Source organism: Streptomyces sp. NPDC094034 (assembly GCF_040303865.1).
GTDB lineage: Bacteria > Actinomycetota > Actinomycetes > Streptomycetales > Streptomycetaceae > Streptomyces.
The window spans coordinates 1-12097 of record NZ_JBEOUD010000087.1 but is presented as its reverse complement, the minus strand read 5'-3'; the positions used below and the strand labels follow the sequence as shown (position 1 = coordinate 12097).

The following is a 12097-nucleotide window of genomic DNA, read 5'->3' as shown; positions in this document are numbered from 1 at the left end:
CCAAGTACGTCCAGTACATGGGCGATCCTCCGCCTTGCGATGCACGGCACCAGACGCCGCGGGCTTATCCGCGAAGATCGACCGGACAGGACCTACGCGCCTATCTCTGCCATGTCGCGGACCAGGCCGCGGCGGCATTCACGGCCGGCCGGACCTGGCGGCAGGCGTCCGACGAGATCGATCTGGACGTCTTCGCCGGCTGGAGCGAACCCGAGCGTGTCGTAGCCACCGTTCACACCATCTACCGCGAACTGGATCCGGCCATGGCGCACGGCACACCCGCCGACGTGTTCCGGCACATGGCGCACTGGAGGGCAGCCCGACATGGCTGACCACTACGCGGACCGCCAGCGGGCCCATTGCCGGGCGGCCACGGCGGACGGAACGCTTCCACACCTCACCACCCGCCTTTTCCGTTCGGCCGACCAGCCGCGCGGTGTGCTGTCCCCCGAAGTGTGGGGCTGTATCGAACCGGCCGTCGGCCAAGGTGCCACGACGCGGGCCGACCGTAACGCCTTCGCCCTGTCCGGGTTCAGCAGCCCCGACGAACTGTAGCCCGAAGACCTGGGCACCGTGCCTGTGCACAGCACCTGGTAAAGATCCTGAAGGGAAACCGCCGTGACACCGAACCGCATTCTGATCACCGGGGGCACCGTGCTCGTGGGCCCGCCCCGCACCGGTACCTTCCGCAGGACGTGCCTGCTGATCGAGAACGACACGATCGTCGCCATCGGAGACGATCTCCCGAGCGATGACGCCCAAGTCGTCGACGCGGAAGGCACCTTCGTGCTGCCCGGCTTCGTCGATGCCCACGCGCACCTGTGGGAAGCCACCATGCGCGGCATCAGTTCCGACTGGAACCTGATCGACTTCGCTTGGAGCATCCGCTACCACCACTCGGCCGTGCACGCCCCCGCAGACCTCTACGCCGGCGTCTATGCCGGCGCACAGGCGACTCTCGACGGCGGCACCACGACCGTCCTGGACCACGCGCACGCCACCCTCTCCCCACAACACGCCGATGCCATGCTCCAAGGCGTCAAGGACTCCGGCCTGCGTGCCATCTGGGCCTACGGCCTCACCGACGTCCCGACGCAGACACCGGTCTTCTCCTCGCCCAAGCAGCGCCACGACGACCTTCGCAGGATCCGCGCCGCGCACACCGACGGCCTGGTCTCCATCGGAGTCGCTGTCAACGACCTCCTCACCGTGCCATGGCAGGTCACGGTGGAGGAGTACGCCCTCGCACACGAACTGAACATGCCGCTCACCGCACACTTGAACACCGCCCCCGGCCCGCAGCGCGTGCCCGAGGCAGTGCTGCTGCACCATGACGGACTGCTGGGAACAGGCCAGGTGTACTCCCACGGCAACGCCAGCTCGGATGACGAACTCGCCCTGCTCGCCGCGGCAGGCGCAGCCCTGGCCTCCACCCCCGAGTCCGAGGCCCAGATGGGGATCGGCTACCCGGCCCTCGCCCGCGCCCGGGCCGCCTCGGTGACGGTGGGCCTGGGCTCCGATCTCCAGGCGAACAACTCCCCAGACGCCTTCACCCAGATGCGGCTGGCACGGCAGCTCGAGAACGCCCGCGCCAACCAGCCGCTGCTGGACAAGGCCGGTCTGGCGGGACTGGCAGGCCAGGACAAGCTTTCCGTCACCGCTCGTGAGGCCTTCTGCCTGGCGACTCAAGGGGGCGCCGAAGCCTTGGGCCTGGCGCACCTGATCGGCTCACTGGAACCCGGCAAGGCCGCCGACGTCGTCCTGGTCCGCAACACCTCGCCCCGGCAGCGGCCGATCATCGATCCGTTCGCGACCGTCGTCGAGCACAGCTCGGTCGGCGACGTCGACCGGGTGATCGTCGCCGGACGGACTGTGAAGAGCGACGGCCGTCTCTTGGAGGACCGCGCCGACCGCGCCGTCGAACTGGTCGAGTCCGCCTGGGCCGGCCTCAGCGCCCGCATGGCCGAGCGAGGCGGATTCAATCCCCCGCGTCCGGACGGCCTGCTGGAGGCGGTGGCCACGTCCATGGCGGCCAACCTGCCTGAGCGGTTCACGGCATGACGAGCGGAACTCTCCACAACGACAGCGGGCCAAGGACCCGCACCGCTGGATCCGCGACGACCGGTCAGGTCCGTCATCCTGCCGGCACCGCCCCTTCCACTCCCGGTGCGCACGTCCGCTTAGGGAAGACGAACGAACCAGACTGCCCGACGCCTGATGAAAGGCCCCAGTGAAGTGCCCCGGGTCCGGCGGAGCAGCCGCACACTCGCGAGGTGTTCTCACTTCGCCCGGTCGCTCCGGGACCGGGGAAAAGGCGAGGAGACCCGGTTCGGCGCGGCGTGCGTGGCCGACCGATCGGATTCGCGGCGCGAGCGGTGACGGAAGCGCTGGGGCGGTTCGCCGACATTCCTCTTGAACGCGGTACTGAAGGCACTTTCGGAGCCGAAACCCAGGGAGGCGGCGATGACAGCAATGCTGGTGTCGCCTTCGCGCAAGGCGCGCTGGCCGAGCAGTGTGCGCCAGCGTGAGAGCTGTGTTCGGGCCGGTCGCCACCGACTCGACGGTCTCCCGTCCGGTGGACGCCATCACCGCCGCGTCGAGAAGGCACTGACATCGGTCCGTGCTGCCCGGGCCGATGTCCGCGGCCGAGTCGGGAAGTTGGGGGCTTCGGGCACCGGTGGGCGGGTGACCGTGAACCCGGACGGAGTCCCGGTCATCGCGCACTTGGACAAGCGGGACGCCACCCCGGCCTGGAACGGCCGCCTCCGGAATCGGAGGGGCGGCCGCATGGGTCGGGGTGTTGAGCGTCAACAATGGGCGCATGCCCTCGCGATCGTTGGACCTGAATCTGCTGGTGCAGTTGGATGCCCTCCTGGCGGAGCGGAGCGTGTCGGGGGCGGCCAGACGACTGGGCCAGAGCCAGCCGACACTGTCGGGGGCCTTGAGCAAGTTGCGCCGTCACTTCGATGACCAGTTGCTGGTCCGGTCGCGTGGCGGGTACACCCTGACGCCGCTGGCCGCGCGGTTGCTTCCCTTGACAGGGGTGGCCCTGACGAGCACGGAGCGGGTTTTCGCGAGCGTCGGCAGGTTTGATCCGGCGGTGTCCGAGCGGGAGTTCACGGTGGTGACCTCGGACTACGGGGGTGCTGCTGTTCTGCCGTCGCTGCTGCGGGTGATCGGCGAACAGAGCGGCGCAGTGCGGGTGCGTCAGGTACCGCCTGTCGCCGATGGGGTGGACCAGACGCTGCGTTCGGTGGATGTGCTGTTCATGCCGCGCGGCGTGGTGCGCGGTCTGCCGTTCCTGGACCTGCTCCGGGATGAGTGGGTCTGCGTCGTCGACGGGGAGAATCCGCACGTCGACGGCGAGTTCACGCTGGAGGACATGGGGCGGCTGCCATGTGTGCTGATGACCGCGGCGCCGCTCGGCGGGTCGGTGTTGGGGGCCACCACGTCCCCGGTGCATCAGCTGCAGCTGCTGGGAGTGCAGCTGAGGGTGGCGGCGTCCGTGAACAGCTTCCTGGCGATCCCGCCGCTGCTGGTGGGCAGCGAACGGTTTGCCATACTGCCGCGCAGCCTGGTCCGGCTCGCCTTCCCGGATGCCGGGTTGCGGCTGCTGCCGTGCCCATTCCCGGTCGTGCCGCTGGTGGAGGCGGCGTGGTGGCACCCGATCCACGAGAACGACGCGGGGCACCGCTGGTTCCGTCAGTGCCTGGGCCGGGTCGCCGCGGAGCTGCGGGGGCTCAAGTCCCGTTGACATATCGGCCGTACCAATACTCAGCATGGCGGGACCTTCCGGGTGGCCTCGTAGATGGTGGCGCGGTGAGGATCACCGGGGAGCGACGCATGCCCGCGCGTGGAGGCTGACTCTGTCCGGCTCATGCGGCAGGTCAGGTGCGTCGTGCGGACAGGGCTCGGTGCTGGCTGGGACGGACATCGTATTCGCGGGTGAAAGCCGCGCTCAGTGCAAAGGCGCCGGAGTAACCGACCTGTTGGGCGATGGAGTCGATGGTGTCATCGGTGCGCTCCAGGAGGTCGGAAGCCAGGCACAGGCGCCATCCGGCGAGGTAGGAGATGGGTGGCTCGCCCAGCAGGTCGGAGAACCGACGGGCGAACGTCGCCCGCGACACCCGTGCCTCACTGGCCAGCATCCCGACGGTCCACGGCCGGGCCGGCTCGTCGTGAATCGCCCTCAGCGCGGGGCCCACGACCGGATCTCGGGTGGCGTGGTACCACCCAGGCGCGGAGGCCTCCGGCAGGGAGAACCATTCGCGCAGAGTTTCGATCAGGACGAGGTCCAGAAGCCGGTCGAGCATTGCCTGTTGGCCGGGCTCGTCGCGTTCTATCTCGGATTCCAGGAGGTGCAAAAGCGCCTGCCGTTGGTGCCTGTGCGGGACGACCAGGACGCGCGGCAGGGAAGTCAGGAGACGGTCGGCTATCCGGCCTGCCGTGATGTAGGACCCGGTGAGCAGCGCGTGCTCGGCCTCCAGGTGCGTGCCGCAGGTCCGGACACCCAGGTAGATGTCTTCCTCGGCGAGGACGTTGCCCGTCTCGTCGGTGCAGGTGCCCGCTTCGGTGACGACGTACAGGGGTGAGGTCTGCCGGTCAGGGTCGCTGGTGACGCTGAACGGTTGTGAACCGGTCAGGATCGCAACGTCCCGGTTTCGCAGATGAACGGGCTGGCCTTCGTGCGGAACGACCCAGGCATCACCACGCAGCATGGTCACGAGGGTCATCGACGCACCTTCGTCGAATCTGATCGACCACGGTGGGGACACCAGGTTCTGCCCGATCAGGGCTCCCGCGGAGCGGATGTGCTCCAGTACGTCGGTCAGGGTATCCATGCCTCCACTCTAGACGCTGGAGTATGGAAGGTGACCGTCTGGATCATTCCCTGTCTCATGGATCGCAGGTTCACTGGAGCCATGAACCAGCCCAGGGCCCGCACGGACCGACGGCTGACCCAGGCCGGGACCCACGTCGGACAACGCCGGACCGGAACCGTTGTCCGACCCGCCGACCCGCCGAACCGCCGACCCGCCGACCCGCTGACCCGCACGCGAAGACTTCGCACCCCTACCACTGGAGAGACTGATGTTTGCAAACCCCCTCGCGCTCGAAGCGTCGATCCGGGCAGGCGACCTCGCGGCGGCCACCGACCTTCTTCGCTCAGGTACGGACGTCAACGGCCGTGGCCCCGAAGGACTGACGCCGCTGATGATCGCTTCCGGCCTCGGCCAGCCTCAGATGGTGGACATTCTGCTGACGTCCGGAGCGGACGTGCTCGCGGTCGAACCGCGGATGGGAGCGATGGCGATCCACAAGGCGGCACAGTCGGGCAACACCGATGTGACGGGGCTGCTCCTCGACCACGGATCCTTCATCGATCAGCAGTCTCCGGTCCTTGGGAACACACCCCTTATGGACGCGGTCCTGCACAAGCACGAGGACGTGGTGCGACTGCTCCTGGAACGCGGCGCCAGGACGCCGATAAGGAACCACTGGCACCAGTCGGCGCTTGAACTCGCCCAGGACGAAGGTCTCGACGCGATCGCGCGACTGATCGAGGCGCGAAACGAGACCGACGCCGCGCATGTCAGGAAGCAGTCGCTGATCGCCGCGATCAAGGCAGGCGACCTCGGCGAGGTGACGCAGCACCTCACCGCCGGAGTTCCCGTCAACGAGCGGATAACGATCGTGGGGGGCTTCGACGACGACTACACCCCGCTCGGCATCGCTGTCCGCGAAGGGCACACCGGCATCGTGCATGCGCTGCTTGGCGCGGGGGCGGACCCTCGCCGGGTGATCGGATTGATGAAGGGCACGCCCGTGCACGAGGCCGGCTACTTCGGGCGGGCCGAGGTCCTGCGGGCGCTGACGGAGACGGGCGGACACGCTGACGCGCCCGCGATCGAGATCGACGCGCAAGGCCCCTACAACGGCCTGACCGCGCTGCACGACGCAGTCTGGCACGGACATCTGGAAGCGGCACGCGTCCTGGTGGACGCGGGTGCCCGTCTGGACCTGAAGACGCACGCGGGCCTGACCCCCAGGGGGCTGGCGCAGCTCTACGGCTACGACGACCTCGCCGCATTCCTCGCCGAAGCCGAACAGAACTGATCCGGGCCAGGATCGTCGCGCATCACCGGCACAGACCTGCCTGCACACCCGCAGGCTGTGGCCTCACCGCAGGCCATGGCGCCACCGCTGCCCGTGGCCTCACCCTAGAGAAGGAGTTCGTCATGACCGACGCCATCACACCGCACCCTTTCACCTTCCCCGACGCCGCGCTCGACGATCTGCGGGATCGGCTGTCTCGCACCCGCTGGCCCGACCGGGAGACAGTGGACGACTGGAGCCAGGGTGCGCCGCTGGCCAGGATGCAGCCACTGATCGACTATTGGCGCGACGGCTACGACTGGCGCGCGGCCGAAGCCCGGCTGAACGCACTCAATCCGTCCATGACGCGGATCGACGGACTCAACGTTCATTTTCTGCATCTGCGTTCGCCCGAACCCGACGCGGTACCACTGGTGCTGACACATGGCTGGCCTGGTTCGGTCTTCGAGTTCGTGAAGTCCGCGCCGCTTCTCGCTGATCCTCGGGCCCACGGCGGCGACCCCCGCGACGCCTTCCACGTCGTCGTTCCCTCGCTGCCTGGCTTCGGCTTGACCGAGAAGCCGACCGAGACCGGCTGGACCCCGGAGCGGACCGCGCGGGCATGGATCGAACTCATGCGGCGTCTCGGCTACGACCGCTTCGTCGCGCAGGGCGGCGACTGGGGCTATGCCATCACCAACGAGCTGGGCGGGATCGGCGCGCCTGCCGTTCAGGCGGTCCACTTCAACATGTTCCCCATCTTCGAGACGATGGAGGCCGTCGATGCTCAGGAAGAACGTGCCCTGAAGCGGCTGCGGGACTTCAAGGAGAACGAATCCGGCTACCAGATCGAGCAGACGCAGAGTCCTCAGACGATCGGCTATGGACTGACCGACTCCCCGGCGGGGCAGGCGGCGTGGTTCTACGAAAAGTATGAGCAGTGGACCGACCATGGAGGCGATCCCGAGAGCCTGCTGAGTCGCGACGAAATGCTGGACAACATAACGCTGTACTGGCTGACGTCGACGGCGGCATCCTCCGCGCGCATCTACTGGCAGAGTATGGCCAACTGGAAGGAGCGTGAGATCGAGGTGCCAGTCGGTGTCACTCAGTTCCCTCGCGATATCCACGAGACCAGCCGACGTTGGGTGAAGGAACGCTATCCCACACTGGTCCACTACAACGAGGCACCGAAGGGCGGACATTTCGCCGCTTGGGAGCAGCCGGAGTTGTTCACCGACGAGGTACGCACGAGCTTTCGCCACACGCGGTGACAGCGCGGCCGGGGACAGTTCGCGAGTGGTCTGTACGCCGGGTTCTTCCTTGGCGCGATCGCCGGGATCGTGCTGATCATCGGCCGCAACATGCACCGTATGCAGTAGGTCCCACTGGGCCGTTCATGCTGGTGGGAATGCTCGCCGGGGACTATCCGGGCGGTCCGGTGGCGCGCTTGTACAGCGGTGGGAGGAGTTCCGGTCTCCCCCGCTCGGTCGATGTACGGAGTACACCACTTTGACTACGGTCGAGACATTCCACTTCAAGGAGTGCTGATGCCAGTCAGTCGACGTGGCCTGTTGGCCGGAGCAGTGGTTGCCGGCGCGGCTGCCGCCGTACCGGAGGTTGCCAACGCCGCCACCACCTCGGGTACGCCGTCCGCCGGGGAGCGGGTCGGGCCTCAGGACGCCCGGTTCCAGGACTTGGTGCAGCGCGGCCAGAACAAGCGGTTCACCGCCCGGCCCGACTACGTCCGGGTGATCCGGACGACCGATGACGCGCTCCAGGCCGTGCAGGACGCGGTCACGTCCGGGAAGCGGATCGCGGTGCGCGGTGGTGGGCACGGCTTCGAGGACTTCGTCGACAACAGCGAGGTCGAGGTCCTGCTCGACATGTCGCCGTACAGCGAGGTCCGTTGGGACGAGCGCTACCGCGCGTTCTCGATCGGTTCCGGCGCGACGCTCGGAAACGTCTACCGGGAACTCTTCTTCAGCTGGGGAGTCACCCTGCCGGGCGGAGGGTGCGGCGGTGTCGGGGTCGGCGGTCACTTCAGCGGAGGCGGGTACGGGGCGCTTTCGCGTCAGCACGGCTCGGTTGTCGACCACTTGTACGGTGTGGAGATCGTGGTCGTCGACGCCCGGGGCCGGGCGCGGGTCGTCGTGGCCACGCGGGACAACGCCCACCGCGACCTGTGGTGGGCGCACACGGGTGGTGGCGGCGGGAACTTCGGTGTCGTCACCCGCTACCTGATGCGGTCCGCGGCCGCGTCCGGCCGGGTGCCCGAGGAGTCCTTGCCCAAGGCACCGGCATCACTGCTGACCAGTGCGATCCTCTACGACTGGAAGACGGTCGACGAGGGCCAGTTCCAGCGGATCGTCCGCAACTGGTTCCGGTTCTACGAGCGGCACAACACGGCGGACTCGCCGTACGCGTCGCTCTGGGGCCCGTTGATCGCGTCGGCGGCGTCGGCCGGAAGCTTCGTGGTGACGAACCAGATGGACGCCACCGTCCCGGACGCGCGGGGCCTGATGGAGGCCTACCACGCGGCCCTGATCGAAGGGCTGGACCTGAAGCCGGAGGTCATCGGGCCCGAATCCGGGCCGTTCTGGCGGGCGACCGCGCTGCGGACGGACGGCCCGATGCCGAGCACCATGCGGCAGAAACTGAAGGCCGGCTACCTGCGCAAGGGGTACACCGACGCTCAGATCTCCACCATGTACGCGGCCCTGACCGACGAGTCGCAGACCAGGCCCGAGGCGTCCTTCCTGCTGGTGCCCTACGGCGGCAAGGTCAACACCGTCCCCTCGGACGCGACCGCGACGCCGCAGCGCGACGTGGTGGCGAAGATGGTATTGACGACCAGCTGGGAGGATCCGAAACAGGATGCGATGCAGCTGGCCTGGATGCGGAAGTGGTACGGCGAGCTCTATAAGGACACCGGCGGGGCGCCGGTGCCGAACGCGATCAACGCCGGGTCCTACATCAACTACCCGGACGTAGACCTGGCGGATCCCGAGTTCAACACCTCGGGCGTGCCGTGGCACGACCTGTATTACCTCGGGAACTACCCGCGACTGCGGCAGATCAAGACGGCGTGGGACCCACGCAACGTGTTCCGGCACAAGATGTCGATCGAGCCACTGTAAAGGGAGCGCTGTGACAGCAGGCCGGTACCGGGCAGCGCTGCGCTTCTCGGCCCGGGAGCAGTTGAGGTACAGGAAATCCCGGTGAAAACGATCACGCAGCGGAGGACCCCGGCGATCACGCCGGGGTCCTGTGCCGGCTCAGGCCCTGGAAAAGCGTCGCTCGGCCGTCAGGCGGTGAAGCCGCCGTCGATGTTCAGGCTGGAGCCGGTGATGTAGTCGGCGTCAGGTCCGGCAAGATACGAGACAAAAGCGCCGATTTCGGCAGCGGTGCCGTAGCGGTCGGCGGCCATGACACCGAGCATGGCCTGGGCGGAGGGCCCGTCGGCGGGGTTGGCGTCGGTGTCGATCGGTCCGGGCTGGACGTTGTTGATGGTGATATGGCGCGGTGCCAGTTCACGCGCGAGGCCCCGGGTGAGGCTCGCCAGCGCGCCCTTGGTCAGTGCGTAGATCGACTGGTCGGGGAACGGCGTACGGTCGGCGTTGATGCTGCCGATGTTGATGATCCGCCCGCCTGGGCCCATGTGAGCCAGCGACTGGCGGATCGCGACGACAGCGGACCGTACGTTGATCGTGAGCATGGCGTCGATCTCCTCCATCTTCAGGTCGGTGATCGGTGCGAAGGAAGCCACTGCGGCGTTGTTCACGAGAATGTCCAGGCCGCCGAACCGTTCGACGGTCCGCGCGACGGCGGTTTCGACGTCCTCCTCGTGCATGCTGTCGGCGTGGATCGGGAACACGGTGCCTCCCGATGCGGCGGCCGCGGCCGCCACAGCGTGCGCACGCTCGGCGGACCTGGCGTAGGTGAACGCCACTGCCGCGCCGTCGGCTGCCAGGCGGGCGACGATGCCGGCGCCGATTCCCCGGGATCCTCCGGTCACCAGTGCCGTCTTGCCCTCAAGCGGTCGTGCAGGCATGGGTCTTCCTTTTCGTGTTGTGGAGCTGGGTCGGGACACCCGTGATCACGGGCGCGCGTGGGAAATGAACCGGGCGTTGCGCAGGTTGCGGGCGAGTTCGGCACGCGTTTGGCGGTCGTGGTGGTTCCAGGCGGGTTGGCCCGGTGCGGTGCGCCAGGACTCGCTCAGCGGACTGTTGTCCACGGTGTCGAAGCCGAACTGGTCGTAGAGCCGGGTCACCAGCGCGACGGCGTCGGGAAAGTCGCTGGAGACCGAGAGCGCCAGACGGCCGGGATCACCGGCCGGCCGGCCGGCGGTGAGCAGGACCGGCGCCTGGATGTGAGTGAAGGCTTTGGCGACCCTGGATTTCGGCAACTGCTCCTGGCGGAACTCGTGCTCGGTCTTCTCACCCGAGTCGATCGCCGGGATATGGCCGTCGCGCCACGCCATGTAGTTGTTGGTGTCCAGAACGACCTTGTCGGCCAGTTCCTCCACCGGTAGCCGGTCCGCGGCGGTGAGAGGCATCGCCACGACGGCGAAGTCGCCGGCAGCAGCCGCGTCCGCTGCCCATGCGGCGGAGGCGCCCGGTCCGAGCCGCGTGATGAGGGGGGCCAGGGTCTCCGGTGCTCGGGAGTTCGCCAGGACCGCCTCGTATCCATTCGCCAGAGCCGCCCGAGCGATCTGGCTGCCGACCTCTCCCGCCCCGATGATTCCGATCGTGGCCACGACCCCACCCTCCTTTTGTACCGTTCGGTTGGAACACCGTAACAGGTTTTGTACCGATCGGTTGGCCGAGTGTTCCGTAAACTGTACCGATCGGTAGGATGGTGCGATGACACGAGACACGCCGAGCACGGGCCGACCACGCGGCTTCGACGAGGAAGCGGTCCTCGACCGCGCTGTCGAGGTCTTCTGGAGGCAGGGCTACGAGGGGACGTCGATGAGCGACCTCACCGGTGCCATGGGCATCAACCGGCCCAGCCTCTACGCCGCTTTCGGCAGCAAGGAACAGCTCTTCCAGCGCGCCTTCGACCGCTACCGCAAGACCAAGGTGGCCTACGTCGCCGACACCTTCGAACAACCGACCGCGTACGCAGTCATCGAAAGTTTTCTGCGTAGCAGCGCCGACGCACTGACGGCCGGCGACCACCCCCGCGGCTGCCTCTCCGTTCAGGGCGGCCTTGCCTGCTCGCCGCAGAACGCCGGTGTCCCCGAGGTCCTCGCTGCCGGCCGGGCCGCTACGGAGTGCTCGCTCGCACAGCGGCTGGCCCGAGCGATTCAGGACGGTGATCTTCGGGCAGAGGTGGACGCCCGAGCGCTGGCGAGGTTCGTGATGGTCCTCTCCGAGGGCTTCGCGGTCCACGCCGCGGCCGGTGCCGAACGCGACGACCTCCATGCCTCGATCGACATCGCGCTGCGATCCGTCACGGCGTTCTGCAACTGACGTGCACCACCGCCATCACAGCCGACACCCAGGCCTTGACGAAGCGCTACCTGGCCCCCTTCGGCGAAGACAGAGGCACCCCCCTTTACGGTCCCTGGCCGGATGACAAGGGCTTTCTCGGCAAAAGCAAGGACACCGACACTGGACTCACCCACATCGGCGCCCGCGAATACGACCCAGGAATCGCCCAGTTCATCAGCGTCGACCCACTTCTCCAGACCGACATGCACCAGACCCTCAACGGCTACAGCTACGCCGCCCAGAACCCCCTGACCAACGCCGACCCCAGCGGCCTGGGCCTGGCCTGCGGCGGCGCGGGTGGCTCGAGCGAGGGCTGTCCCACCACCGCCGAAGGCAACAGGGGCAACGGCCGCCCCGGCGAAGCCGTCAGCGGCAAGCCGAGCAAGCCACACGGATGCACCGGCCTTTACGAGTTGGTGCGTGATAGCGGGTGGGCATGCTGTGCTGGTGAAGGGCAATGTGGATCGTTCGGTTCTAGCGCATCCGTTGTTCACGGGCATCTC

Annotated in this window: 12 protein-coding genes and 1 pseudogene; 9 read left to right on the top strand and 4 right to left on the bottom strand. The window is 67.7% G+C overall.

Annotated elements, in window-relative coordinates:
* The 3 genes and pseudogenes from ABTZ59_RS36460 to ABTZ59_RS36450 form a co-directional block, all read left to right on the top strand.
* Window positions 1-332, top strand: a pseudogene (locus tag ABTZ59_RS36460) (hypothetical protein); the annotation flags it as partial.
* Window positions 325-555 (top strand): hypothetical protein, encoded by a 231-nt coding sequence (locus ABTZ59_RS36455; protein WP_351425477.1) that lies wholly within the window; start codon window positions 325-327, stop codon window positions 553-555. The pseudogene ABTZ59_RS36460 and the gene ABTZ59_RS36455, both read left to right, overlap by 8 nt.
* Before the next feature lie 63 nt (window positions 556-618).
* Window positions 619-2061, top strand: coding sequence for an amidohydrolase family protein (locus tag ABTZ59_RS36450; protein WP_351425474.1), 1443 nt, complete (start codon window positions 619-621; stop codon window positions 2059-2061).
* 218 nt (window positions 2062-2279) lie between these two features.
* Here the strand turns inward: ABTZ59_RS36450 and ABTZ59_RS36445 are convergent, their stop codons facing one another.
* The gene (locus ABTZ59_RS36445) at window positions 2280-2495 is read right to left on the bottom strand and encodes a helix-turn-helix domain-containing protein (RefSeq protein ID WP_351425470.1); all 216 of its coding nucleotides are present in this window, start codon (window positions 2493-2495) and stop codon (window positions 2280-2282) included.
* 341 nt (window positions 2496-2836) lie between these two features.
* Here ABTZ59_RS36445 and ABTZ59_RS36435 point away from each other — a divergent pair, with 341 nt between their 5' ends.
* The gene (locus ABTZ59_RS36435) at window positions 2837-3754 is read left to right on the top strand and encodes a LysR family transcriptional regulator (RefSeq protein ID WP_351425466.1); all 918 of its coding nucleotides are present in this window, start codon (window positions 2837-2839) and stop codon (window positions 3752-3754) included.
* Window positions 3755-3887: 133 nt separating this feature from the next.
* On the opposite strand, the gene ABTZ59_RS36430 is transcribed toward ABTZ59_RS36435, so the two are convergent.
* A complete protein-coding gene (locus ABTZ59_RS36430) occupies window positions 3888-4841 on the bottom strand; it encodes an AraC family transcriptional regulator (protein WP_351425463.1) in 954 nt (317 codons plus the stop codon).
* 250 nt (window positions 4842-5091) lie between these two features.
* On the opposite strand from ABTZ59_RS36430, the gene ABTZ59_RS36425 reads away from it, so the two are divergent.
* From ABTZ59_RS36425 to ABTZ59_RS36415, 3 genes are all read left to right on the top strand, one after another.
* Window positions 5092-6117 (top strand): ankyrin repeat domain-containing protein, encoded by a 1026-nt coding sequence (locus tag ABTZ59_RS36425; protein WP_351425458.1) that lies wholly within the window; start codon window positions 5092-5094, stop codon window positions 6115-6117.
* Between the two features lie 122 nt (window positions 6118-6239).
* Complete coding sequence (locus ABTZ59_RS36420; protein WP_351425456.1) at window positions 6240-7370, top strand: epoxide hydrolase family protein; 1131 nt, start codon at window positions 6240-6242, stop codon at window positions 7368-7370.
* A 276-nt stretch (window positions 7371-7646) separates the two neighbouring features.
* Window positions 7647-9236 (top strand): FAD-binding oxidoreductase, encoded by a 1590-nt coding sequence (locus ABTZ59_RS36415; protein ID WP_351425454.1) that lies wholly within the window; start codon window positions 7647-7649, stop codon window positions 9234-9236.
* A gap of 167 nt (window positions 9237-9403) precedes the next feature.
* Here the strand turns inward: ABTZ59_RS36415 and ABTZ59_RS36410 are convergent, their stop codons facing one another.
* Both ABTZ59_RS36410 and ABTZ59_RS36405 read right to left on the bottom strand, forming a co-directional pair.
* A complete protein-coding gene (locus tag ABTZ59_RS36410) occupies window positions 9404-10150 on the bottom strand; it encodes a 3-oxoacyl-ACP reductase family protein (RefSeq protein WP_351425451.1) in 747 nt (248 codons plus the stop codon).
* 45 nt (window positions 10151-10195) lie between these two features.
* The gene (locus ABTZ59_RS36405) at window positions 10196-10855 is read right to left on the bottom strand and encodes an NADPH-dependent F420 reductase (protein WP_351425448.1); all 660 of its coding nucleotides are present in this window, start codon (window positions 10853-10855) and stop codon (window positions 10196-10198) included.
* 106 nt (window positions 10856-10961) lie between these two features.
* Here ABTZ59_RS36405 and ABTZ59_RS36400 point away from each other — a divergent pair, with 106 nt between their 5' ends.
* Entirely contained in the window at window positions 10962-11573 is a 612-nt protein-coding gene (locus ABTZ59_RS36400) for a TetR/AcrR family transcriptional regulator (protein WP_351425444.1), read from the top strand.
* 35 nt (window positions 11574-11608) lie between these two features.
* Window positions 11609-12097, top strand: a 489-nt coding sequence (locus ABTZ59_RS37505; protein WP_503003864.1) for an RHS repeat-associated core domain-containing protein, incomplete at its 3' end; no start/stop codon positions are given.